The organism is Nocardioides alkalitolerans DSM 16699 (assembly GCF_000426525.1).
GTDB lineage: Bacteria > Actinomycetota > Actinomycetes > Propionibacteriales > Nocardioidaceae > Nocardioides > Nocardioides alkalitolerans.
In genome coordinates this window covers 55707-79991 of record NZ_AUFN01000013.1, presented here as the reverse complement: position 1 = coordinate 79991, position 24285 = coordinate 55707, and the positions used below count along the sequence as shown (strand labels likewise).

Sequence of the window (24285 nt, the reverse complement as noted above, 5' to 3'; positions counted from 1 at the left end):
CCACCCGGCACGACCACCCGAGAAGCAGGAGCACCATGTCCCTCAGCACCCCGACCCCCACTCCCACGTCGACCCGGAGCCGGCGCCGTACCCCCGGCCCCGCCCTCGCGGCCGTCCTGGCCGTCGGCCTCCTGGCCACGGGCTGCGGCACCGTCACCCCGGCCGACGCCGGGGGCGCGGAGGACGCCGCGGACGGCGACGGCGCGTCGTACCCCGTCACGGGCACCACCTGCGGGCGCGAGATCAGCGTGCCCGCGGCGCCGCAGCGGGTCGTCAGCCTCCACCCGAGCATCACCGAGCTGCTGATCCAGCTCGGTGTCGGCGACCGCGTCGTCGCCCAGGCGCAGGACGCCCTGGGCGAGCCGAGCCCCGAGCTCGCCGAGCAGGTCGACGCCATCCCGTCGCTGAGCAGCGACAGCCCGCCCGACAAGGAGACCCTGGTCTCGCAGACGCCCGACCTCGTGCTCAGCGGCACGGAGTACGAGTTCAACACCGAGATGGGCTTCGCGGGGTACGACGACCTGGCCGACCTCGGCGCGGTCACCTACGTGGCCACGGGGGGCTGCGCCGACCGGCGGACCGCCGGCACCGTCGAGGACGCGTTCGCCGACGTCGCCTTCCTGGGCGAGGTCTTCGGCGTCGAGGAGCGGGCCGCCGAGCTGGAGGAGCAGGCGCGGGCCGCGCTCGCCGAGGTGGCGGCCTCCTTCGAGGGCGAGGCGCCCGTGCGGGCCGCGCAGGTGTACGTCGAGGCCGGCAAGGTCTACGCGATCGGCGGGGCCATCGAGGTCGACGTGCTGCGCCTCGCCGGCGGGGAGAACGTCTGGGACTCCGGCGACGGGCTCTTCGCCGACTTCTTCGCCGCCGAGGTCGGCCCCGAGGCCGTGCTCGCGGAGGACCCCGAGGCGTTCGTGTTCGCCGTCAACAGCCCCGAGCACGAGCAGGAGACGATCGACTACCTGACGTCGACGTTCCCGGAGAGCAGGGCGGTGCGGGACGGACGTCTCGTGGCCGTCGACAACACGTTCATCCAGCCCGGCACGCTGGCCGCCGTCGAGGGCGTGCGCGACGTCGCGGCGGGCCTGCACCCGTGAGCACTGCGCCCCCGGTCGCCGCCCGCCCGCTGCTCCACGACCGCGACCTGCTGCTCTTCGCGGCGGCGCGCGTCGTGGCGGTGGCGGGCTCGGCGGTGACCGGGGTCGCGATGCCCCTGCTGGTGCTCCAGCTCTCGGGCTCGGCGTTCGTCGCCGCGCTCGTCGCCGCGGCGCAGGTCGCGCCGTACCTCGTGCTCGGCCTGCTCGCCGGCGCCATGGCCGACCGGTGGCCCCGGCGCCGGGTGATGCTCGCGGCGCAGCTGACGTCGGCGGCGGCCTTGCTCAGCGTGCCGCTCGCCCAGGCCGCGGGTGCCCTGACCTCGACGCACGCCCTCGTCGTGGCGCTCGTGGTGGCCTCGGCGTTCGTGTGGTTCGACGCGGCCGCCTTCGGTGCGCTCCCGGCGATCGTCGGCCGGGAGCGGATCGTGGCCGCGAACAGCCTGGTCTGGACGAGCACCACGCTCGTCGGCATCGGCGCCCCCGCGCTCGGCGGCCTGCTGGTCGCGTGGCTGGGGTCGGCGTCGGCGCTGGCGGTCGACGCCGCGGCGTACGTCGCGGCGGCCGCGCTGCTGCTCGTGGTCACGGCGCCGATGGGTCCGCTGGCGGTCGGGCGGGACGGGGCGGGCCCGTCCCCCCGGCCGACCCTGCGTGCCGACGTCGCGGAGGGCCTGCGGTTCGTGCTCCGTCAGCCCGTGGTGCGGGACCTCACGCTCGTCGGGGTCGGCAACTCGGTCGCCGGGGGCGCCGTCACCGCGCTGCTCGTCGTGCTCGCGGTGGACGGGGCGGGCACGGGCGCGGTCGGGGAGGGGCAGCGGTACGGCGTGATGCTCGCCGTCGTGGCCGTGGGCGGGTTCCTCGCGGCCAGCGCGCTCCCGTGGCTCGCGCGCCGGGTGCCGACCGGGTGGCTGACGCTCGGCGGCCTCGCCCTCGGGGTCCCGGCGGTGGCCGGGCTCGCGGGCTCCGCGCCGTACCCCGTCGTGCTCGTGCTGCTGCTGGCCTGGTCCGGCGCGCACACCCTCGTGGTGCTCAACGGCATCGCCACGCGGCAGCGGGTCACCCCGGACCCCCTCCAGGCGCGGGTGAACACGACGGCCCGCATGATCGCCTGGGGCGGCACCCCGTTCGGTGCGGTGCTGGGCGGGGCCGCGGCCGAGACGGTCGGCGTGGGGGCCGCGATGGCCGGTGCGGCCGTCGTCCTGGCGCTGAGCGTCGTCGCCGGAGCGGGCACCGGCCTGCGGCACCGGGCCTTCGGGGCGGAGTGAGCGTCCATCGGTCGACCCGATGCAGATGAGAATCATTGTCGTCGTCTATCGTCTCCCTCGGCCGCACCCGGCGGCCGTGGACCAGTGAGGAGAACTCCGGTGATCGGACTGTTCGCGAAGGCCGGCTCGACCATCGTCACGGGCCTGGTCGGCGCCGTCGCGTGGGACGGGGTCAAGAAGGCGGCCGAGACCGGCGCCGTCCGCGAGAGCGCGGTGACGACGGTCGCGCTCGGCCTGCGGGGCAAGCGCCGTGTCGAGGCCGGCGCCGAGCGCGTGCGCCTCGCCACCGGCGACATCGTGGCCGACGCCCGCCAGCGCGTGGGGGAGCAGGCGCCGCCGCCGGGCGCCGACATCGCCGCTCACGACCACGAGCACTGAGCCCGTGGTCGTCACCCGGGTGGCGCTGGCGGCCCAGGCGGGTCGCGCGCGGTACGCGGTCCCCGACCTGCTCGCCTCCTCGGGCCGCGCCGTCGCGGTCGAGGAGGCCGTCGACCGGGTCGCGGGCGTCCGTGCCGTGCAGGCGTTCCCGCGCACGGGCTCCGTGGTCGTGTGGTTCCGGCCCGAGCGCTGCGACCTCGACGACGTCGTGGCGGCCATCGGTGCGGCCACGACGGCGACGCCCGCGTCCGCCGTACCCGCGCGGCTGCCGCGTTCCGCCGACGTCTCGAACGGCGACCTCGCCCGCATGGTGGTCGGCGGCCTCGCGCTCCTGCTGCTGGGCGGACGGCGCTACGTGCTGCGGCGCCCGCCGGTGCTCGGCCCCACCAGCCGCACCTTCGCCACCGGCGTCACGATCTTCACCGGCTACCCGTTCCTGCGCGGCGCGCTGCGGGGCCTGGCCGGTCGCCGCGCCGCCGGCACCGACGCGCTGGTCTCGGCGGCCACGGTCGCGAGCCTGCTGCTGCGCGAGAACATCGTCGCCCTGACGGTGCTCTGGCTGCTCAACATCGGCGAGTACCTCCAGGACCTCACGCTGCGTCGTACGCGCCACGCCATCCGCGACCTGCTCACCGGCACGCAGGCCGACGCGTGGGTACGGCGCACCGACGCCGCCGGCGTCACGACCGAGGAGCTCGTCGACATCGACCGGCTCGCCGTGGGCGACGAGGTCGTCGTGCACGAGCACGTGGCCGTGCCGGTGGACGGCGTCGTGGTCGACGGTGACGGCGTGCTCGACCAGTCCGCGATCACCGGCGAGACCCTGCCGGTGGCGATCGTGCTGGGTCAGCGGGTGCACGCCGGCAGCGTCCTGATGAAGGGCCGTGTGGTCGTGCGCGCCACCGCGGTCGGGCGCGACACCGCCATCGGGCGGGTGATCAGCCGGGTCGAGGAGGCGCAGACCGACCGCGCGCCCATCCAGACCGTCGGCGAGAACTTCTCCCGCCGCTTCGTGCCCGCGTCCTTCGCCCTGGCCGCCGCGACGTTCCTGGTCACCCGCGACGTACGACGCGCGATGACCATGCTGCTCGTCGCCTGCCCCTGCGCGGTCGGACTCGCCACCCCGACGGCCATCAGCGCCGCGATCGGCAACGGGGCGCGCCGCGGCATCCTGGTGAAGGGCGGCTCCCACCTGGAGGCCGCCGCCCAGGTCGACGCGTTCGTCTTCGACAAGACCGGCACGCTGACGGTGGGCCGGCCCGTCGTCACCAACGTGGTCTCGTTCGACGACGCCTGGGAGCCCGAGCAGGTGCTCGCGTACGTCGCCAGCTCGGAGATCCACTCCCGGCACCCGTTGGCGCAGGCCGTCATCCGCTCCACCGAGGAGCGCCACATCGCGATCCCTCCCCACGAGGAGTGCGAGGTGCTGCTGGGCCTCGGGATGCGCACCATCGCCGACGGTCGGACGCTCCTGCTCGGCAACCTGCCCCTGCTCGAGCGCGAGGGCGTCGCCGTCGACGAGGTCGCGACCGGCTGGGTGCGGCAGCTGCAGCAGGAGGCCGAGACGCCGCTGCTGCTGGCGGTCGACGGCGTGCTGACCGGGCTCGTCAGCCTGCGCGACACCGTGCGTCCGGAGGCTCGCGAGGTCGTGGAGGCGCTGCGCGCCGACGGCGTACGACGCATCGTCATGCTCACCGGCGACCACCCGCTCACGGCCGCCGCCGTCGCCGCCGAGCTCGGCATCGACGAGTGGCGGGCCCAGGTGATGCCCGAGGAGAAGCAGGACGTCGTCGCCGCGCTGCAGGCCGCGGGCCACACGGTCGCCATGGTCGGCGACGGCACGAACGACGCGCCGGCGCTGGCGCTGGCCGACGTGGGCATCGCGATGGGTGTCGGCGGCACCGACGTCGCCCTCGAGACCGCCCAGATCGCTCTCGCCGGGGACGACCTCCACCGGTTGCTCGAGCTGCGCGACCTCTCGCGCCAGGCCGTCCGCGTGATCCGCCAGAACTACGGCATGTCGATCGCGGTGAACTCGGTCGGGCTGGTCGTCAGCGCCGGCGGGGCCCTGTCGCCGGTCGTGGCCGCACTGCTCCACAACGCGTCCTCGATCGCCGTCGTGGCGAACTCGAGCCGGACCACGCGCTACCGGCTGGAGCCGGCGAGGGCCGACGCCTAGGCCTGGTCGTTGTTCTTCTGCTCGCCCCAGCCATGCACGCGGTCGACCTCGATGAGGGCGCTGACGCGGAGGCGGTCGCGGCGGGGGTAGGGCTTGCCGCCGTAGTGGCGGGAGAGCGCGTCGATGTCGACCAGGTCGGGGTCGTCGTAGATCTCGACGACGCGGCCGATGACGGTCACGTGGGTGTACCAGTTCGCCTCGTCGATCGCGGTGAGCGTGATGCGAGGGTCGTTGCGCAGGTGCTTGAGGCGCACCCGGCCCTCGTCCATGTTGACGAGGATGCGGTCGTCGTTGCGCAGGAGGTACCAGGTCGCCGCCGAGACGGGCTGGCCGTCGCGGCGCACGGTCGCGATGACGGCGGGGTTCGGCTTCGCCAGCATGGCGCGGGCGTCGGGGGTGAGCGGGGAGTCGGGCACGGGGGTCTCCGTCGGTCGGTCGGTGGCGTGGGTCCTCCACGGTAGGGGAGGGACCCCGGCCGCAGTGCGTCCCCGGGACCGGGTCTGCCTGGGGCACCCTGGCCGCCGGGTCCGCCCTAGGGCGCCCTGGGATGCTGGCGCCGGAGGTGGGCGCATGGACGGGCTGCTCGACGTCGCGCGGGGGTTGCTCGACTCGCCGTGGCTGTACGTCGTGGTCGCGCTGCTGACGTACGCCGACTGCTTCGTCCCGCTCGTGCCGAGCGACGAGGTGCTGATCTCCGTCGCTGCGCTCGCGGTGGCCTCCGACGAGCAGTGGGTGCTGCCGGGCCTGTTCGCGGCCGGAGTGGTCGGAGCGTTGCTGGGCGACAGCACCGGGTTCTGGATCGGTGGCCGGCTGCCCCGGGAGCGGCTGCGCCGACGTCGGCGCCTGGGCCGGGGCCTCGACCTGGCCGAACGGCTCGTGCGCGACCGCGGGCCCCACGTCATCGTGACCGCCCGGTTCCTCCCCGTCGTCCGGATCGGCGTCAACCTCGTCGCCGGCGGTGCCCTCCGCTACCGCACCTGGCTGCCCCTCGCCACGGCCGGCTGCTCCCTGTGGGCGGCCTTCACGGTCGTCATCGGCGCCGTCGCCGGCTTCGGGCTCAGCGATCGCCCGATCCTGGCGATGGTGATCGGCATGGGGGTCGGGTTCACGGCGGGGGTCGTCATCGACCGGGTGCTGACGCGGCGCAGCGCCGCGGCCGCGGCAGCCGTGGGCGGGAATTGACGTCGCGCTCGCGGGTCGGGCCGGTGGGTGAGGAGCGAGCGCAGTGCTGCCGGTGGGTGAGGAGCGAGCGCAGCGCGTCCGGTGGGTGAGGAGCGAGCGCAGCGCGTCCGGTGGGTGAGGAGCGGGCGCGGTGCGTCCGGTGGGTGAGGAGCGGGCGCAGCGAGTGTCTCGAAGTCACGATTCTTCGGGCATGACGGCACACCCCAGGGACGCTGGCGTCCGGGGTGTGCGGTCAGGCGGGCAGGTTCAAGCGGGGAGCGCGATCGTGCCGTGGGGGTCGACGAGGTACTGCTGGTCGTGCGGGCTCGTCCAGACGAACGATCCGTCGGGCAGGCGCCGGTAGCGCCACCGTCTCTCGGGTCCCGTGCCGCTCAGCGAGGGGTGGGTCTTCACGCGGTGATGTCGGCGGCAGAGTGGGGCGAGGTTCGCAGTGGAGGTCTGACCTGGTGGCCCGCCGCCGCCCGGGTGGTGCGGGTCGGGCGGGACGTACTCGTCGACATGGTCGAGGTCGCAGCCCCGCGCGGGTCGGGTGCAGTGCGGGAAGACGCAGGTCGGTCGGGTGAGGCGGACGCGGTCGGCGATCCGGTCGGGGATCTCGTAGGCGTCGACCGCGACCTGGTCGCGCAGGTCGATGACGGGCTTCACCACCACGTGCATCAAGGATGACCTGCACCATTCGCGGACCTGCTCGGCGAGCACGAAGCTGCGGGTCTCCTCGACACGGGCGAGGTCGACGCCGCCGCAGGCGTTGGGGTCCAGGTCGGTGAGGGCGGCTTCGGCGAGGTGGACGTGGAGCACGACCTGGCGGGCCTTCGATCGCGTCGCGGCCGGCGCGGTGTCGCTGCCGGTCTGTTTGCTGGCCTCGCCCGTCGTGGTCCGCACAGCGTCGGCGTTGTCGCAGCCGCTGAGGTCGAGCGTCGTCTGGCGCCGCGCGATCTCACCGACCGCGGATGATCGCCGTGCGTCGAGGGAGTCCAGCGACCCGGCGAGCGCGAGGTCGGCGGCCACGCGGGACACGGCGTTCTCGAGGTCGAGGGCGTCGGCGAGGTCGAGGGTGCCCGACACCGGCACGACCCCTCGGGCGGGGTCGATCTGGCCCTGGAGGTCGATGTCGAAGCGGCGGGTGGCGTCGGAGTCGGCGCGGTCGAGCTCGGCCTTCTCGGGGTCGAACCTCGCGATCGCCTCGGCCACGAGCTTCTGCGCGGTGACCATCCCGGTCTTGTGCGCCACGGGTGCGAGGTGACGGTCGACGAAGTCCGCGCCCTCGACCGTGAGCTGGGTCGTCTCCTGCGCGATCTTCCGAGCCCGCCACACGGGCAATACGCCAGCGGTCACTCGGTTCCACAGCCGCGGGAGGCGGTGGCGCAGTTCGACCGCGTCACCGAGCAGCCGGCGACCGGAGTCGGTCGACAGGCCGAGTGCGGCCGCGATCTCCACGACGCAGAACTCCGACACCAACGGCGCGCCCGGACCACCGAGCTCGCCGAACACGTCCGCACCCGGCAGGAGATGCGCATCGCCGCGGAGCAACCCGAACGGCCCGTACTGGTCGGCCACCACGCCGTCCTCGGTGTGGGCGTCGGCCCAGTCCGCGACCGCCAGGAGGACCTCGACCTCAGCGACCCGCTGACGCGCCAGAGCCGCCCGGGCACCGTCGAGCAGCACGGCCGGGGAGGCGGTGCGCTCAGAGGTGGCGGTGGTCGGGCTCATGCCCTGATTCTATTCGATCACGCGTTCGATCGCCAGGGTCGGCAAGTGATCTGGGGATAACTGTTTGACCAGGTCAAGAGGCCTTCGATTGCCGAAAAGGGGGTGGTTTCGAGTCGGGCCTAGCGGCCCTCCTCAACCAACGCCGGCACGGGCCTGCCGACCCTCCTCTCCACCACCGGGGCCGTGGTTTCGAGACGCTCGCTGGCGCTCGCTCCTCAACCACCGGCGGGCTGGCGGCCCTCCTCCACCACCCCTGGGCGTGGTTTCGAGACGCTCGCTGGCGCTCGCTCCTCAACCACCGGCGGGCTGGCGGTCCTGCTCGACCACCGCGGGCGCGTGCTTTCGAGACGCTCGCTGGCGCTCGCTCCTCAACCACCGGCGGGCTGGCGGTCCTGCTCAACCACCGTGGGCGCGTGGTTTCGAGACGCTCGCTGGCGCTCGCTCCTCAACCACCAGGTCGGGCAGGCGCTCGCTCCTCAACCACCGCACGGACTCCCACTCCCCGCCGTACCAGCGCCGCCCGTCAGTGCGAGGCTCTCGGCTTCTTCGGCGCCTTCGCCCGTGCCCTCGCGACCGCCGGCGCCACCCAGGCGTCGAGTGCCGCCGCATCGGGGAGATCGGCCGCCGCGACCAGCACCAGGCCGTGCATGGTGCGTCCGCCCATCGTCGCCGGCCGGGCGCCGTGCTCGAGCGCCGCGGCGAGACCGTCCTTGCCGACGTGGACCATCAGGTCGTCGTCGCCGGTGCCGACGACCATGTGGGTGTTGACGGTCCAGCACAGGCCGCCGAACATCCTGATCTCGCGGTACTCGCCCGGGCCGGCAGCGGCGTCCAGGGCGGTGCGGATCCGGGCGGCGAGGGCGTCGTACGCCATGGGGGCTCCTCGAACGGCGGTCGGTCGTGCAGCGTACGTCGTCAGGCACCCGTCCGCCGGGCGAGGTGCGCGGCGAGGTAGCGCCCGGTCGCGCCCGTCCCGGCGGCGATCTCGGTGGGCGTGCCCTCCGCCACGACGCGACCACCGGCGTCGCCGCCGCCCGGTCCGAGGTCCACCACCCAGTCGGCGCCGGCGATGGTCGGGAGGTCGTGCTCGACCAGGACGACGGTGTTGCCGGCGTCCACGAGGCGGTGCAGCTGGGTGAGGAGCAGGTCGGCGTCGGCAGGGTGCAGGCCGGCGGTCGGCTCGTCCAGGAGGTAGAGGGTGTGCCCCCGGCTGACGCGCTGCAGCTCGGTGGCCAGCTTGATGCGCTGGGCCTCGCCGCCGCTCAGCTCGGTGGCGGGCTGCCCGAGCGAGAGGTAGCCCAGCCCGACCTCCTGCAGCGTGCCCAGGCTGCGGGCGGCGGCGGGCACGTCGGCGAGGAACTCCGCGGCCGCGTCGACGGACATGGTCAGCACGTCGGCGACGTTCCGGTCGCGGTAGGTCACCTCGAGCGTCTCGGCGTTGTAGCGGGCGCCGCCGCACGTCGGGCAGGGCGCGTGGGTGCCGGGCAGGAAGACCAGCTCGACCGAGACGAACCCCTCGCCCTGGCACGTCTCGCACCGGCCCTCGGCGACGTTGAACGAGAAGCGCCCCACGCCGTACCCGCGCTCCTTGGCCGACGGGGTGGCGGCGAACACCCGTCGGACCACGTCGAACAGGCCTGTGTACGTCGCCAGCGTGGAGCGCGGCGTGCGGCCGATCGGGCGCTGGTCGACCACGACGAGCCGGTCGAGCGCGTCGACGCCGGAGATCCGCGGGTGCGTGACGTCGACGGGCGACGGGCGGTCGTCCTCGTCGTCCGTCTCGGGCGCCGTCGTGCCCAGGTGGTGCCGCACGGCGTCGGCGAGCACCCGGACGACGAGGGTCGACTTGCCGGAACCCGAGACGCCGGTGACGGCCGTCATGGCCCCGAGCGGGAGGTCGAGGGAGACGTCGCGGAGGTTGTGGCGGGTGACGCCGGACATCCGGATCCGGTCGGTGAGGGTGCGCGGGGCGTGCACCTGGCGCACCGACCGCCCGAAGAGGTAGTCGCTCGTGGGGGAGTCGTGCACGGCCTCCAGCCCCGGGACCGGCCCGGAGTAGAGCACCGACCCGCCACCCGCCCCGGCGCCCGGGCCGATGTCGACGATCCAGTCGGCCCGCCGCACGACGTCCAGGTCGTGCTCGACGACGAAGAGCGAGTTGCCGGCGGCCTTGAGCTGGTCGAGCACCGCCAGGAGCGGCTCGGCGTCCGCGGGGTGGAGACCCGCCGACGGCTCGTCGAGCACGTAGACGACCCCGAAGAGCCCGGCCCGCAGCTGCGTGGCGATGCGCAGCCGCTGGGCCTCGCCGGGGGAGAGCGTCGTCGAGGTGCGGGCCAGCGTCAGGTAGCCCAGCCCCAGGTCGAGCAGCACCTCGATACGGGCGACGAGGTCGGCGCTGATGCGCGCGGCGGGGTCGTCGGGGTCGCCGCCGGCCCCGGGCCGCAGCTTCTCGGCGACGTCCGCCAGGGGCAGGGCGTTCATCGCGGCGATGGACACGCCGGCGAACGTGACGGCCAGGGCCTCGGGCCGCAGCCCGCTCCCGTGGCAGGCCCGGCAGATCGCGCTGGCGACGTACGGCGCCATCTTGGCGCGCGCGCTCTCGCTCGACGACGTCGCCAGCACGTTGCGGACGTGGCTCCGGGCGCTGCGGAAGGTGCCGTGGTAGTCGCGGCCGCCCCCGCCGTCCTTGTCCTGCGGGCGGATGAGCACCGACGGTCGCTCGTCGGTGAACAGCAGCCACGAGCGGTCCTCGGGCGCCAGCTCGCGCCAGGGCCGGTCGACGTCGATGCCCAGGTTCGTCACGATGCGCCGCAGGTTGTGGCCCTGCCAGGCGCCCGGCCACGCCGCGATCGCGCCCTCGCGGATGCTGAGCGACGGGTCCGGGACGAGCAGCTCCTCGGTGACATCGTGCGTGACCCCGAGGCCCTGGCACTCGCTGCAGGCGCCGGCGGTGGTGTTCGGCGAGAAGGCCTCCGCCGCCAGCCGGTCGCTGCCGGCGGGGTAGTCACCCGCGCGCGAGTAGAGGACACGCAGGAGGTTGGAGAGCGTCGTCATGGTGCCGACGGTCGAGCGCGAGCTCGCCGACCCGCGGCGCTGCTGGAGCGCGACGGCGGGCGGCAACCCGCTGATCTCCTCCACGTGGGGTGCCCCGACCTGCTGCAGCAGCCGCCGGGCGTACGGCGCGACCGACTCGAAGTAGCGACGCTGCGCCTCGGCGTAGATCGTGCCGAAGGCGAGCGACGACTTGCCCGAGCCCGACACCCCGGTGAAGACGACCAGGGCGTTGCGCGGGAGGTCGACGTCGACGTCGCGGAGGTTGTGCTCGCTCGCGCCGCGCACCCGCACGTACGGGTCGAGGTCCAGTGCGTCGATCGTCGTCCACCACTCTCTGTCGCAGGTCGTGCCGGTCCGGCCGCCCAGTAGACCAGGAAAGTGGGTGGGCTGCGGTCACCCGTCGTCCGGGTCCAGGTGCAGGAGGGTGACCTCGTCGCCGGCGCGCAGCAGGGTGGTGGCCGCCGGGACGACGACGAGCACGTCGCTGCCCGCCATCGCGGCCACCATGTGGGAGCCCGTGCCGCGGGGGACGACGTGGTCCCGGTCCTGCTGGACTCCCGGCACCCGCGCGCCCCGCACGAACTGCGTGCGACCGGCGGGCGAGCGCACGTCCTCGGTCAGGATGCCGACGCTCGTGGGCCAGCTCGGCGCCAGCCCCCGCAGGCGGAGCAGCGCGGGACGGACGAAGACGTGGAACGACGTGGTGGCGGCGACGGGGTTGCCGGGGAGGCAGCACACGAGCGGCCCGCCGGCCTTCAGCCGTCCGAACCCCTGCGGCTTGCCGGGCTGCATGGCGACCGTGCCGAACCACATCGTGCCGCGCCCGGTGAGGGCGAGGCGTACGACGTCGTGGTCGCCCTCCGAGACACCGCCCGTCGTGACGACCACGTCGACGTCGGACGCGAGGGCGTCGAGGGTGGCGGTGAGCAGACCGATGTCGTCGCCCACCGTGCGCACGACCGTCACCACGCCGCCCGCCTCCCGCACGGCGGCGGCGACGGTCACCGAGTTCGAGTCGTGGATCCCGTCGTCGAGCAGGGGCTCGCCCGGGCGACGCAGCTCCGACCCGGTCGCGACGACCCCCACCCGAGGGGCCGGGTGGACCGGGACGTCGGTGACGCCGAGGGCGGCCAGCACGCCCAGGTGCCGCGAGCGCAGCACCGTGCCCGCGCGGACGGCGAGGTCCCCCTCCCGGAGGTCCTCGCCGGCCCGTCGGACGTGCCGCCCCGGCGCGACGGAACGGTGGACCGCCACCACCGTCGAGCCCCGGTCGGTCCACTCGTGGGGCACGACCGCGGTGGCACCGGCAGGAAGGAGCGCTCCGGTCATGATCCTGGCGGCCTCGCCCCCGCGGAGCCGCACCCCGCGCCCGGCCCCGGCGGCGACGGACGCGACCACGGGGATCCGCGCCGGACGGTCGTGCTGCGCGCCGTCGACGTCCTCGTGGTGCACGGCGTAGCCGTCCATCGCGGCGTTGTCGAAGCGCGGCAGGGGGATCCGGGCGACGACGTCGGCGGCCAGCACGAGGCCGGCGGCGGACACGGGCGGGACCGTCGTGGACGGCGTCGGGTCCACCTGCGCGACGACGTCGTGCCGGACGTCCGCGACGGTGCGCATCCCGTCGACGTCGTCGTCGCAGCACCCGCTGCCGGGTGCCCGGTGGTCACCCACCGGCGACCGGCGGGATCACCGCCACCTCGTCCCGCTCGCCCAGCACGCACGTCTCCGGGTCGACGTCCTCGCCGTTGACCCACACGCGGCAACCGCTCAGCACGCGGCCGAAGCCGGCGCCGTACCTCTGCTCGGCGGCGACGACGAGCTCGGCGACCGTGCCGAGCTCGAACACGTCGCGCGAGCGCCCCGCGGCGTCGCGGGCGGTGGCGAACATCAGCAGGTGGGCCACGGGACCTCCTCGGTGGTCGGGACGGGGGAGCAGCGACGGCGACGGCGGACCACCGCTCAGCCCCCGATGTAGGACATCTCGACGGGTGCCTCCACCCGTCCGCCGGCCGCACGGAGCTCCGAGTAGCGGTCGTCGCGCCGGTTCCAGAGACCGGCGAGCGCCCGCCGCAGGTCGCCCTCGTGGCGGGCACCCCGCAGCAGCGGACGCAGGTCGGTGCCGCGGGAGGAGAACAGGCAGGTGTGCACGCGCCCGTCGGCGGTGACCCTGGCCCGGGTGCAGGTGCCGCAGAAGGGCGAGGAGACCGAGCTGATGATGCCCACCTGCGCGGTGCCGTCGGCGAGCCGGAACCGGCGGGCCACCTCGCCGTGGCGGCGGGCGGGCAGGTCCTCGAGGCGCCACCGTGTCTCGATGGCCGCGCGGATCTCGGCGGCGGGGACGACCTCGGACCCGGTCCAGCCGTTGGTCGCGCCGACGTCCATGAACTCGATGAAGCGGAGCTCGTGCCCGGTGCCCCGGAAGTGCTCCACGAGCGGCACCACCTGGTGCTCGTTCACGCCGCGGCGCACGACGGCGTTGACCTTGACGGTGTCGAACCCGGCCGCGACCGCGGCGTCGATCCCGGCCATGACGGCCGACACCGCGAACGGGCTGTCGCTCGCGCGGCGGAAGACGACGTCGTCGATGGCGTCGAGGCTGACGGTGAGCCGTGACAGGCCGGCCGCGGCGAGCGCGCCGGCGTGGCGGGGGAGCAGGACCCCGTTGGTGGTCATGGCGAGGTCCAGCCCGCCGATCGCCGCCAGCCGGGCGACGAGGCCGGGCGCGCCGGCCCGCATCAGGGGCTCGCCGCCCGTGAGCCGGACCGTCGTCACCCCGAGATCGGCGGCGGCGCGGACGACCTCCTCGATCTCGTCGAACGACAGGAGCTCGTCGCGCTCGAGGAACGCGTGGTCGGCGCCGAAGAGGTCCCGCGGCATGCAGTAGCCGCAGCGGAAGTTGCACCGGTCGGTGAGGGAGATCCGGAGGTCGCGCAGCGGTCGCGCCCGTCGGTCCAGGAGCGGCGTCACGGGCAGCACCCGTCGGCGCCGCCGCGGCCGGGGTCGGACGACCGGCCCGCCCACCACGACCGGGCGGCCTCGGCCACCGACACCGCCGCGGTGCCGCTCCGCGACCAGTCCGGACCGTCCGCCGTGTGCTCCAGCTTCCACACGGGCACCGAGGCCTTGAGGACGTCGATGCAGAAGCGGGCGGCGTCGAACGCCGTGTGGCGGTGGCCCGCGCCCACGGTGACGTTCACGCTCGCCGCGCCGAGGTCGACGAGACCGGTGCGGTGCCAGAGCGCGACGCCGCCGAGTCCGGGCCACGACGCGTGCGCCGCCTCGGCCACCTGGGACAGCCGGTCGAGGACGACCGCGTCGTACGCCTCGTAGGAGACCGCCCGCACGCCCGTGTGGCCCGGGGCGTGGTCACGCACGACGCCGTGGAACGTCACGACCGCGCCCGTGCCCGGGCGGACGGCCCACGCGGTCGCCGCCGCGGCGTCCGGGAGCTCCGGGGCGACGAGGCACCACTGCCGCGCGGTGAGGTGCTCCGACGCCCGGTGCGGCGCGGTGCGGGGCTCGGTCAGGTCCGACGGGTACGACGACGTGGGCACGGGCTGCCTCCTTGGCTCGAGGCCCCAGGATCGACCCCGACGGACGCCCCCGACCGGCGATCCGCGACCGGAAGTCGACGTCTGGCGACATCGGCGGGCTCGTCTGTGACGGTCCTGTTTCCTCCGGCGCGAAGGTCTTGAGCGGGCCCGACGGCGGGTCTATGGTCGGGCGATCCACCGCGGCACGGCCCGCAGGAAGTAGGTCCCCATGCTCCACGAGTTCGCCCCGGAGACCTCCGTGCACGCCCGCGACGCCGACGAGTGGCGCACCACCCTGCGCGAGCACTTCGTGCGCCTCGACGTCGAGAAGGGGGCCCGCGACCTCCGCGGCGCCGTCGAGAGCCGCATGCTGGGCCACGTCCAGATGTCGACGGTGGCGTCGGTCGACCAGGACGTGATCCGCCCGCCTCACCTGCTCCGCGACGGAGAGTCGCTGCTCCAGGTCGCCGTGATGCGCTCGGGGCGTGCGCTCGTGGAGCAGGACAGCCGCAGCGCCGAGCTCGGCCCGGGCGACTTCGTCGTCTACGAGACCTCGCGCCCCTTCGAGTGGCGGCTGCGCTCGCCGGCCCGGTCGCCGCACTGGGAGCTGTCCGTCTTCACCTGGAAGCGGAGCGCGTTCCGGCTCGGCGAGGCCCGGTCGCGGGACGTGACGGCCCGCGCCTTCAAGGGGAACGAGGGCATGGGCCGGGTGATGAGCGAGATGCTCTGCGGTCTCCTCACGGAGTCGTCCTCGCTGGCGCTCGGGCAGGCCGCCGCGGTCGCCGACCACGTGGGCGAGCTCGTCGCCGTGGCGGCGGAGGCCCTGCCGGCCATGCCCATGCGCTCGGCGCCGGAGAGCCTGCTCCACCAGGTCGACGCCTACATCGACGAGCACCTCGCCGACCCGGACCTCAACCCCGACCAGGTCGCGGCGGCGGTGGCCATCTCGACGCGCCAGCTGCACCGTCACTTCGCCTCCCGCGACCGGACGGTCGCCCAGACGATCCGGACGCGTCGGCTGGAGGGCGCGCGGCGCGAGATCCGCAGCAGCCTGGCGCGGGACCGCTCGCTGCGCGAGATCGCGCGCAACTGGGGGTTCGTCGACCTCGACGTGTTCGGGCGGCTGTTCCGCCAGGAGTTCGGGATGAGCCCCCGTGAGTACCGCCAGATGCTGTGCCGGGCCTCCGACGACCCCCGGGCCGTGGTGCGTCCACGGCGGTGAACCGGCCGTCCGCGCCCGGGTGGCGCGGACGACCGGCGTGGGTCACTGCTGGTCGTCGCTGGAGTGACCCGGTACGACGGGAGCGCCCGCGTGCACGAGGGGCGCGGCATGGTTGACGGCCGTGGCGGCCTCCCCGAAGCCGACGCTGATGAGCGTCACCTTGTCGGGGTGGCCGCAGCAGTCGCCGGCCGCGAAGACGCGCGGCAACGAGGTCCGCTGGGCCCGGTCGACGGCGACCTGCCGCCGGTCGAGGTCCAGCCCCCACCGCTTCAGCGGGCCCAGGTCGGCCTTGAACCCGAGCGCGGCCACGACGACGTCGGCGTCCCGGTGCACCGTCGCGCCGTCGGCCCCCACCAGCGTGACGCCGGTGACGCGGTCGCCGCCGTGGACGGCGCCGACCTCGAGCGGGGTCAGGATCTCCACCGTGCTCGCCCGCAGCCGGGCCACGCTCGCCTCGTGGGCCCGGAAGTCGTCCCGCCGGTGCACCAGGGTGACCCGCCGCGCCACCGGTTCGAGCGTGACCGCCCAGTCCACCGCGCTGTCACCCCCGCCGACCACCACGACGTCCGCACCGGCGAACTCGTCCGGTCGGGGCACGAAGTGCACCAGGCCGCGTCCGACGTACTCCCCGCCCGTGGGCAGCGGACGCGGGCTGAAGCTGCCGATCCCCGCCGCGAGGAGCACCGCCCGGCCGCGCAGCGTCGTGCCCTCCGACGTGGTCAGCAGCACGTGGTCGGGGGCCGTGACGAGATCGACGACCTGCTCGCCCAGCACGTAGTGCGGCTTGGCCCCGGCGGCCTGCTCGCTCAGGGCGTCGACGAGGTGCTGGCCCTTCACGGCGGCGTAGCCGGCGACGTCGTACACGAGCTTCTCGGGATACATCGCGGTGGTCTGGCCGCCCACCTGGTCGAGCGCGTCGACGACCGCGACCGTCATCCCACGGAAGCCTGCGTAGTACGCGGCGTAGAGGCCCACCGGGCCCGCGCCCACGACGACGAGGTCGACCTCGACGACCTCACGGGTCACGAGCCCGCTCACGGCCCCGCTCACGGCCCCGCTCACGTCCGGCCTCCCGTCTCCCACGCCGCCACCGTCGGGTGGTCGGCGCCGACCGGTCCGAGGTCCTCGGCGCCGCCGTTCGCGTCGGGGAAGGCGTCGAAGAACTCGACGGCGATGTCGCGGAAGCGCTCGTCCTCCGCCGCCAGCTTGTACTCCGACGAGATCGCGCCGTTGGGGCAGGCGGTGACGCACTTGCCGCAGTCGACGCACTCGTCCGGGTGGATGTAGAGCATCCGGTCGCCCTCGTAGATGCAGTCGACGGGGCACTCCTCGCGGCAGGCCTTGTCGGCGGCGTCGATGCAGGCCTCGGTGATGACGTAGGCCATGGCTCAGCCCTCCTGCGCCGCGACCGGCTCGACGTCGATCAGGGTGTCGGAGAAGGTCGGGGCGTTGCCGAGGTCGGCGAAGGTCGTGGGGTTGAGCTGGGAGAGCGTCGAGAGGCCGAGCGCGTCGGAGCGCCAGTGCCCGACGTGGCAGACGGTCACCCCCGCCATGGTCGAGGCGTCGACCTTGGCGAGCAGCTCGACGCTCCCGCGGTCGTTGAAGGCGCGGACGACGCTCCCGGTGGTGATCCCGCGCGCCTCGGCGTCGGCGGGGTTGATGAGGAGCGTGGCCGGCTTCTGCACCCGCTGGTGGATCTCGATGTTGGCGAAGCTCGAGTTGATGAACGCGTGCGACTTCGGCGAGATCAGGTTGAGCGGGTAGCGGGCGGCGAGCTCGGGGTCGGCGGCGGCGTTGTCGCGCGGCGGGATGTAGTGGGGCAGGGGGTCGACCGGCTGGCCGGGCTGGTGGTCGTTGGACCCCTGGCGGAAGAGGGGCACGACGAAGTTGCCCCCGGCCGCCGCGGAGGAGACGAACTCGGTCTTGCCTGACGGCGTGCGGAAGTTGCCGTCGCGGTGGGGCGCGTACTCGTCGGACGGCGGGAGGTTGAGGCGCGAGAAGCCCTGCTCCTTGAGGGAGTCGACGGTGATCCCCTCCATCGCGGGCGACGACCAGTCGAAGGCCTCGGCGATCATCTGCTCGTCGGTGCGCGTGAAGATCGGGTCGTCGTCGAACCCCATGGCCCGGGCGAGGCGCCGGAACAGCTCCGTGTTGGGCACCGCCTCACCGAGGGGGGCGATCGACGGGTTGTTGTAGGTCACGTAGAGGTGGCCCCAGGAGAACATGATGTCCTCCTGCTCGAGCTGGGTCGTGGCCGGCAGCAGGATGTCCGCGTAGCGCGCCGTGTCGGTCATGAACTGCTCGCTGACGACGGTGAACAGGTCGTCACGGCTCAGGCCCTCGACCATCCGGGCCTGGTCGGGTGCCACCACGAGCGGGTTCGAGTTGTAGACCATCAGGGCCTTCAGCGGGGTGCGCAGGTCGAGCTGTCCGGTGAGCGCCTGGCCCAGCAGGTACTGGTTGACCACCTGGGTGCCGGGGGGCAGGAGCTCCGGGTGCATGAAGGCCGGCCAGTTGACCGGGAAGGCCCACAGCGGCAGCTGGAGGATGCCGCCGCCGGGGTTGCGCCAGGCGCCCACGAGGGCCGGGAGGCACGAGAGGGCGCGCACGGTCTGGCCGCCGCCGGCGTGCCGCTCGACCGCGACGCCGATGCGGATCACCGAGGGCTGGGCGGTGGCGTACTCGCGGGCCAGGGTCAGGATCGTCTCGACCGGGATGCCGGTCTCCTGCGACGCCCACTCGGGGGTGTACTGCTGCACGCGCTCGACCAGCTCGTCGTACCCGATCGTGTGCGCGGCGACGTAGTCGTCGTCGGTGAGGCCCTCGTTGATGATCACGTGCATCATCGCCATGGCCAGCGCGCCGTCGGTGCCCGGACGGATCGGGATGTGCTGGCTCGCGGCCCGGGCGGTCTTGGTGCGCACCGGGTCGACGACCACGACCTTCGCGCCCCGCTTCTTCGCCTCCGCGATGTAGGGCCAGAGGTGGAGGTTCGTGCTCATGATGTTCGCGGCCCAGATGAGGATGAACTTGGAGTTCACCATCGCCTCGGGGTCGACGCCGGCCGTGTCGCCGATGGTCATCGCGTACGCCGTGCACGAGCCCGCGTCGCAGTACGTGCGCTCGGCGACGGTGGCGCCCAGGCGGTTGAAGAACGGGTCACCGACGTTCAGCCCGTTGAGGATGCCCTGCGTGCCGAGGTAGCTCACCGGCATGATCGCCTCGGCGCCGTGGTCGGCCGCGATCGCGGTGAACCGGCGGGCGACCTCGTCGACGGCCTCGTCCCACGAGATCCGCTCGAACTCGCCCGAGCCCTTGGGGCCCACGCGTCGCATCGGGTGGAGGATCCGGTCCGGGTGGTAGACCCGGTCGAGGTAGTTGTCGACCTTCACGCACAGGCCGCCGTTGGTGTAGGGCTGCGCCTTGCTGCCCGCCACCTCCACGGCGACGCCGTCACGCACGGTCACCACCATCGCGCAGGTGTCGGGACAGTCCTGCGGGCACGCTCCCAGCACGGTCAGCTCACGTGCGGGCGCGACGGGTTCGTCGATCAGAGTCATGGGTGTGCTCCTGGGGTCGCGGTTCTCCGGACCTCCAGCGTCGTCGCGCGACCCCCTGCCGGCCGGGCTGCCGAACGACGGGAACACGACGATCCGTGCCGTCCGGGTCGCCTCCCGCGCCCCGCGCGGCAGATTGTCCAGTTACTGAACAGGAGGCCGGCGACCACCTCCCTAACGTGAGGTGCGTCTCATCCCACAGCCAAGGAGTCGGTCATGCCCATCAGTTCCGCCGCGGTCAAGGAGTTCCTGAACGAGCCGGCCCGCATGCTCATCGACGGCGAGTGGGTGCTCGCCCGGTCCGGTCAGACCTTCGACACCCACAACCCCGCCACGGGCGAGGTGCTCGCCTCCGTGCCCCTCGCCGGCCCGGAGGACGTCGACCTCGCCGTGGCCGCGGCGCGCCGGGCCTTCGACGCCGGGGACTGGGTACGGATGCGTCCCAACACCCGCGAGAAGATCATCTGGCGCATCGCCGAGCTCATGGAGGAGCGGGCCGCCGACCTCGCCGAGATCGAGTCGCTGGACAACGGCAAGTCGCTCGGCATCGCCACCGTCGCCGACGTCCGCTTCGCCGCCGAGTGCTTCCGCTACTACGCCGGCTGGCCGACGAAGCTGACGGGCACGACCAACACGCCCTCGATGCTGCTCGCCGACCCGGCCCAGGAGTTCCACTCCTACACCCGCCGCGAGCCCGTCGGGGTCTGCGCCCAGATCGTGCCGTGGAACTTCCCCCTCCTGATGGCGGCGTGGAAGATCGCGCCCGCCCTCGCCACCGGCAACACGGTCGTCCTGAAGCCTGCCGAGCAGACCCCGCTGTCGGCCCTGATGCTGGGCGAGATCCTCCTCGAGGCCGGGGTGCCCGCCGGCGTCGTCAACATCGTCACGGGCGCCGGTGAGACGGGTGCGGCGCTGTCGGCCCACGACGACGTCGACAAGGTGGCCTTCACCGGGTCGACGGAGGTCGGCAAGCTCATCGTCGACGCCGCGCGGGGCAACCTGAAGAAGGTGTCGCTCGAGCTGGGCGGCAAGTCGCCCAACATCGTCTTCGCCGACGCCGACATCCCGGCGGCCGTCGCCGGCACGATCATGGGCTTCACCTTCAACTCCGGCCAGGCCTGCGAGTCGGGCACGCGCGTGTACGTCCACGACGCCATCTACGACGAGTTCACGACCGCCCTCGCGGAGGCGGTCGGGCAGCTGCAGGTCGGGCCCGGCAACGACCCGCAGTCGGTCATCACGCCGCTGGTCTCGCAGGAGCAGCTCGACCGCGTGACCGGCTACCTCGAGGCCGGCAAGGCCGACGGCGCCCGCGTGCTCGTGGGCGGGGAGCGGGTCGGGGACTCCGGCTACTACGTGCAGGCGACCGTGTTCGTCGACGCCACCCCGGACATGTCGATCGTCCGCGAGGAGATCTTCGGCCCGGTCGCCGTGGCCATGAGGTTCAGCGACGAGGACGAGGTCGTGGCCGCCGCCAACGACAGCGAGTACGGCCTCGCCGCCGGCATCTGGACGCAGGACCTGAGCCGCGCCCACCGCGTCGCCGCCCGCCTCAAGTCGGGACAGGTCTGGGTCAACACGTTCCACGCCTTCGACGCCGGCCTGCCGTTCGGCGGCTACCGCCAGTCGGGCTGGGGCCGCGAGCTCGGCGCCGAGTCGCTCGAGCTGTACACGCAGGTCAAGGCGGTCAACATCGCCCTCTGACGAGCGCGTGACCGTACGACGTCGCGGCCGGCACCCTCGGGGTGCCGGCCGCGACGGCTGTGCGGGTGTGACCGCTGTGCGGGTGCGCGCCGGGTTCAGTACGTCGTGATGCGCAGCTGCCGGATGCGGGAGTAGAGGGTCGTGCGCGACACCTCGAGCGTCCGCGCGGCCTGCACCTTGTTGCCGCCCGCAGCGCGCAGCGCGACCACGATCGCGTCGCGCTCGGCCTGCTCGAGCGGGCTCAACGGACGCAGCGGCGTCAGCGCGCGGTACTGCTCGGGCAGGTCGTCGACGACGATGCCCCCGGTGGGGCGGCGGGCGGCCACGTGGCTCATCACGGCCTTCAGCTCGCGCAGGTTGCCGGGCCAGTCGTGCGCGGCGAGGGCCTGCACCACGCCGGGGGTGAGGTGCACCGAGTCGCTGGCCGCGACGCTGCGGAGCATCGAGACGGCCAGGTCGGGCAGCTCGGCGCGACGCGACGCGAGCGGTGTCAGCTCGACCTGCACCATGGCCATGGCGGCGAGGGTGGCGGCCCGCCCGGTGAGCGTGGACACCGGGCCCGAGGTCAGGATGATCTGCGGACGGCGGCGCTGGTCGCACCCCTCGATGACCAGGTCGAGCAGGTCGTCCGGCAGCAGGTCGATGCCGTCGACGACGAGCGACCCCTCGGTGCGCTCCAGCGCCGTCGAGAGGTCCTGCGCCCAGGCGCTCCCGCCCTCGAGCAGCGCGGTCGCCGCCCGCAGCACGTTCGTGGGCAGCGCGGACAGCTCCCGCGCCCGGGTCGAGCGGCCCGTCCCGGCCGGGCCGCTCACCAGGACGGGCGGCTCGGCACGCGACGACGTGGGGGAGAGGACGGAGGGCGCCGGGTGCGGCGCGGCCTGCCGTTCCTCGACGTGGAGCAGGACGGCGCGGCGGGCGGCGGGCACCCGTTCGACCGTCACCTCCGCCGCCCGACCGGACTCGAGGGTCACCCTGACCACCCCGTGGTCCGCCGACGGCGGGTCCTCGGCGAGCACGCGCAGCAGGGCGATGTCGGCCGGGCTCAGCAGGCTCGAGGCGGCCCGGTTGCACATCACGATGTCCTCGCCGATCGCGAGGACCGCCCGCCGGCGGTGCCCGGAGGCCGCCTGGAACGCCGCCAGCAGGCTCTTCTCGGAGACCCGGCTGCCGCCGAGCAGCCGCTGCTCGATGTCGTGCACGGCGCGCGCGATCATCGGCGGCAGCAGGTTGCTCTCGGTGTCGGTGCGCGACGCGACGTTGAGCACGCCCTCGATGCGACGCGTCAGGGGGTGGCGGATGGGGTGGCCGTAGCAGCTGAACCGGCGCAGCGACTCCGCGAAGTGCTCGTCCCCGCGTACGACGACGGGGTCGCGCGTCTCGAACACGGTGCCGAGCCCGTTGGTGCCGACGACGTCCTCGAGGAGGCTGACGCCCTCCCGGATGTTGAGCGCGTCGAGGCTGGCGCGGGTGGCGGCGTCGTCGAACCACCGCCGTACGACGCGGCACTCGCGGTCGGCCACGATCGTGAGGTAGCCGGTGCCGGCGAGGCTGTGCTCGAGCTCGTCGAGCACGGGCCCGGCCCCGATGAGGAGCGAGCTGCGGGGGTCGACGTCACCGGGGACGAGACGCTCGAGCACGCCGACGTGCCGGACGCCGGCCATGCTGGCCCGTCGCCACGAGGCGGCGATGTCCGGACGGGGGTCCTCGACGGTGGGACGCCTCACGACCTCTGCCATCTGCCCTCGCGCCCTCCGTGACCGTGCCTGGCGTCACATCATGCTCGTCCGGGCCCGCGGCGACTGTTCAGTTCCTGGACAGTGGGTGGGCGTGGTGCCGCCCGGCGTCAGGGCCTGTCCGGGAGGCCGGGCCCCGGACCCGGCGAGCCGAGCGGGATGTCGAAGCGGAGGGGGACGGGAACGACCACGGTCGCCAGCCCGGGTGCGGCGAGTGTGAGGAGTGCGGTCTGGGCGATGCCGTCGGCCGCAGCTGTGCCCCAGACCTGCGTGAACGCCGGGGAGGTCGCCCCCGCGCCGACGCGTCCCGTGACGACGCACTGCCCGTCCACCTTCTGCAGCGTCCAGTGGCCCGACCCGCCGAACAGGGGGAACGTCACCGTGCCGTCGGGGCCGTTCTCGGCGTAGGTGACGACGACGTCGAGATCGTCGGTGGTCGGGTTCGTCACCGTGAGCCGGAGGGCGCGGGTGCCCAGGGAGTACTGCCACGGAGCCAGTTCGTGGTCCAGGCGCAGCGCCTGCGCGACGCTGGCGGCGAACGCGGGCGCGGCTCCCACCACGGCGATCACGGGCACCGACCAGGCCGCCGTGCGGAGGACGGTGCGACGAGAGGAGATCGAGGGCACCCCGACATGCTGGCACGCCGTCGGCCGCGGCGTCCGGAGAACGCCGCAGCGCAGCGTCTACCCGGCCGAACCCCCGTGGTGCGGACGGGCTGGCCTGTAGGCCGGGTTCTGTCCCCGGGACCCTCGCGGGCCTCCGGTGAGCGACCATCCATCTAGGGCTGCCGTTGCCGACAGCCTCGTGCAGTCCACCCGCGTGCTCGGGCGGGCAGCCCTCGAACGCACGCGCACCGGCGTCCCCGTGAGGACACCGGCTTCTCGACCTTGCTCCAGGTGGGGTTTACCGAGCCGTTCCGGTCACCCGGAACGCTGGTGGTCTCTTGCACCACCGTTTCACCCTTACCGCCGGCCGTGGCCGGAGGCGGTCTGTTCTCTGTGGCACTTTCCCGCGGGTCACCCCGGGTGGGCGTTACCCACCACCTCGCCCTGTGGAGCCCGGACCTTCCTCGGGACGCACCCTCTCGAGCACGTCACGCGGTCGCCCGGCCAGCCCATCCGCACGCGTCAGGATAGGGGAATCACCGCGGATCACCGAACGTTGACGCGGGACCCACGAACGAGAGGAGCAGCGATGAACGAGCTCGAGCCCCAGCGGAGCGAGACGCCGACGTACGACGAGGTCGAGATCGCCGCTCCCGCCCTCGTCTTCCCCGGCCAGACGGCCGACCCGACGGACGCCCACCGCGTCGCCTTCGACCTGCTCGCCCGCCGGGCCCCGGTCGAGGCGCTCGAGGTGATCGAGCCGGCCCTCGCCGTCGACGAGGGCAACTACGGCCTGCGCAGCCTGCGGGCGTGGGCCTTCCTGCTCCGCGCCCAGCTGCAGCGGGCGGAGTCCGAGCTGCGGGGCCTCGTGGACGAGAACCCGAGCGACGACTGGGCGCGTCACGCGCTCGGGCGCAGCCTCGAGCGGCAGTCCCGGTACGCCGACGCGCTGCCGCACCTGCGGCTCGCGGCGGCCATGACCGGCGACCCCGAGCACGAGACGGCCGTGCTGCGCACGGAGCGGCGCCTCGCCGAGACCACCGGGGACTTCGACCGGCTGCGCTGACCGAGGGGC

21 protein-coding genes and 1 other RNA gene are annotated in these 24285 nt (G+C 73.9%); 8 read left to right on the top strand and 14 right to left on the bottom strand.

Annotated elements, in window-relative coordinates:
• Positions 1 to 35 precede the first annotated feature (35 nt).
• From K329_RS0112265 to K329_RS0112250, 4 genes are all read left to right on the top strand, one after another.
• Positions 36 to 1091: an ABC transporter substrate-binding protein gene (locus K329_RS0112265; protein WP_084541248.1), complete on the top strand. Its 1056-nt coding sequence runs from the start codon at positions 36 to 38 to the stop codon at positions 1089 to 1091.
• Positions 1088 to 2353: an MFS transporter gene (locus K329_RS0112260; protein WP_052336818.1), complete on the top strand. Its 1266-nt coding sequence runs from the start codon at positions 1088 to 1090 to the stop codon at positions 2351 to 2353. The genes K329_RS0112265 and K329_RS0112260 overlap by 4 nt, the downstream gene beginning before the upstream one ends.
• 99 nt (positions 2354 to 2452) lie before the next feature.
• On the top strand, positions 2453 to 2731 hold the full coding sequence (locus tag K329_RS0112255; RefSeq protein WP_028473271.1) for a DUF1490 family protein: 279 nt from the start codon (positions 2453 to 2455) through the stop codon (positions 2729 to 2731).
• A gap of 4 nt (positions 2732 to 2735) precedes the next feature.
• On the top strand, positions 2736 to 4910 hold the full coding sequence (locus tag K329_RS0112250; protein ID WP_028473270.1) for a heavy metal translocating P-type ATPase: 2175 nt from the start codon (positions 2736 to 2738) through the stop codon (positions 4908 to 4910).
• On the opposite strand, the gene K329_RS0112245 is transcribed toward K329_RS0112250, so the two are convergent.
• Positions 4907 to 5326, bottom strand: coding sequence for a PPOX class F420-dependent oxidoreductase (locus K329_RS0112245; RefSeq protein WP_028473269.1), 420 nt, complete (start codon positions 5324 to 5326; stop codon positions 4907 to 4909). The two genes, K329_RS0112250 and K329_RS0112245, sit on opposite strands and share 4 nt — an antisense overlap.
• Positions 5327 to 5480: 154 nt before the next feature.
• Here K329_RS0112245 and K329_RS30305 point away from each other — a divergent pair, with 154 nt between their 5' ends.
• The gene (locus K329_RS30305) at positions 5481 to 6092 is read left to right on the top strand and encodes a DedA family protein (RefSeq protein ID WP_052336817.1); all 612 of its coding nucleotides are present in this window, start codon (positions 5481 to 5483) and stop codon (positions 6090 to 6092) included.
• Positions 6093 to 6338: 246 nt separating this feature from the next.
• Here the strand turns inward: K329_RS30305 and K329_RS0112235 are convergent, their stop codons facing one another.
• The 7 genes from K329_RS0112235 to K329_RS29580 form a co-directional block, all read right to left on the bottom strand.
• The gene (locus K329_RS0112235) at positions 6339 to 7802 is read right to left on the bottom strand and encodes an HNH endonuclease signature motif containing protein (RefSeq protein ID WP_028473268.1); all 1464 of its coding nucleotides are present in this window, start codon (positions 7800 to 7802) and stop codon (positions 6339 to 6341) included.
• Between the two features lie 523 nt (positions 7803 to 8325).
• Positions 8326 to 8676: a TfoX/Sxy family protein gene (locus K329_RS26475; RefSeq protein WP_052336816.1), complete on the bottom strand. Its 351-nt coding sequence runs from the start codon at positions 8674 to 8676 to the stop codon at positions 8326 to 8328.
• Between the two features lie 41 nt (positions 8677 to 8717).
• Positions 8718 to 11141 (bottom strand): excinuclease ABC subunit UvrA, encoded by a 2424-nt coding sequence (locus K329_RS0112225; protein ID WP_211225843.1) that lies wholly within the window; start codon positions 11139 to 11141, stop codon positions 8718 to 8720.
• Between the two features lie 108 nt (positions 11142 to 11249).
• On the bottom strand, positions 11250 to 12473 hold the full coding sequence (locus tag K329_RS0112220; protein WP_028473266.1) for a molybdopterin molybdotransferase MoeA: 1224 nt from the start codon (positions 12471 to 12473) through the stop codon (positions 11250 to 11252).
• A 46-nt stretch (positions 12474 to 12519) separates the two neighbouring features.
• Entirely contained in the window at positions 12520 to 12759 is a 240-nt protein-coding gene (locus tag K329_RS26470; RefSeq protein ID WP_052336814.1) for a MoaD/ThiS family protein, read from the bottom strand.
• A 56-nt stretch (positions 12760 to 12815) separates the two neighbouring features.
• Positions 12816 to 13823, bottom strand: a complete 1008-nt coding sequence (moaA, locus tag K329_RS0112210; protein WP_211225842.1) for a GTP 3',8-cyclase MoaA — start codon at positions 13821 to 13823, stop codon at positions 12816 to 12818.
• The gene (locus K329_RS29580) at positions 13820 to 14410 is read right to left on the bottom strand and encodes a molybdenum cofactor biosynthesis protein MoaE (RefSeq protein ID WP_052336813.1); all 591 of its coding nucleotides are present in this window, start codon (positions 14408 to 14410) and stop codon (positions 13820 to 13822) included. Before K329_RS29580 ends, moaA begins: the two co-directional genes overlap by 4 nt.
• A 208-nt stretch (positions 14411 to 14618) precedes the next feature.
• Between K329_RS29580 and K329_RS26460 the strand changes: the two genes are divergently transcribed.
• A complete protein-coding gene (locus K329_RS26460; protein ID WP_052336812.1) occupies positions 14619 to 15611 on the top strand; it encodes a helix-turn-helix domain-containing protein in 993 nt (330 codons plus the stop codon).
• Between the two features lie 42 nt (positions 15612 to 15653).
• On the opposite strand, the gene K329_RS0112195 is transcribed toward K329_RS26460, so the two are convergent.
• From K329_RS0112195 to K329_RS0112185, 3 genes are read right to left on the bottom strand one after another with little or no spacing between them, the layout of a single operon-like run.
• On the bottom strand, positions 15654 to 16673 hold the full coding sequence (locus K329_RS0112195; RefSeq protein WP_245596544.1) for an NAD(P)/FAD-dependent oxidoreductase: 1020 nt from the start codon (positions 16671 to 16673) through the stop codon (positions 15654 to 15656).
• Positions 16670 to 16996 (bottom strand): ferredoxin, encoded by a 327-nt coding sequence (gene fdxA / locus K329_RS0112190; protein WP_028473263.1) that lies wholly within the window; start codon positions 16994 to 16996, stop codon positions 16670 to 16672. The genes K329_RS0112195 and fdxA overlap by 4 nt, the downstream gene beginning before the upstream one ends.
• A 3-nt stretch (positions 16997 to 16999) precedes the next feature.
• Positions 17000 to 19171, bottom strand: coding sequence for a molybdopterin-containing oxidoreductase family protein (locus tag K329_RS0112185; RefSeq protein WP_028473262.1), 2172 nt, complete (start codon positions 19169 to 19171; stop codon positions 17000 to 17002).
• Between the two features lie 213 nt (positions 19172 to 19384).
• Between K329_RS0112185 and K329_RS0112180 the strand changes: the two genes are divergently transcribed.
• Complete coding sequence (locus K329_RS0112180; protein ID WP_028473261.1) at positions 19385 to 20872, top strand: aldehyde dehydrogenase family protein; 1488 nt, start codon at positions 19385 to 19387, stop codon at positions 20870 to 20872.
• Between the two features lie 95 nt (positions 20873 to 20967).
• Here K329_RS0112180 and K329_RS0112175 read toward each other — a convergent pair whose 3' ends face one another.
• The 3 genes from K329_RS0112175 to rnpB all read right to left on the bottom strand — a co-directional run bounded on the left by K329_RS0112175 (position 20968) and on the right by rnpB (position 23722).
• On the bottom strand, positions 20968 to 22596 hold the full coding sequence (locus K329_RS0112175; protein ID WP_028473260.1) for a sigma-54-dependent Fis family transcriptional regulator: 1629 nt from the start codon (positions 22594 to 22596) through the stop codon (positions 20968 to 20970).
• Positions 22597 to 22715: 119 nt separating this feature from the next.
• A complete protein-coding gene (locus tag K329_RS0112170) occupies positions 22716 to 23231 on the bottom strand; it encodes a hypothetical protein (protein WP_028473259.1) in 516 nt (171 codons plus the stop codon).
• Positions 23232 to 23312: 81 nt separating this feature from the next.
• An RNA gene (gene rnpB / locus K329_RS29620) (RNase P RNA component class A) lies at positions 23313 to 23722 on the bottom strand.
• Positions 23723 to 23799: 77 nt separating this feature from the next.
• Between rnpB and K329_RS26455 the strand changes: the two genes are divergently transcribed.
• Positions 23800 to 24276: a hypothetical protein gene (locus K329_RS26455; protein ID WP_052336810.1), complete on the top strand. Its 477-nt coding sequence runs from the start codon at positions 23800 to 23802 to the stop codon at positions 24274 to 24276.
• Positions 24277 to 24285 lie beyond the last annotated feature (9 nt).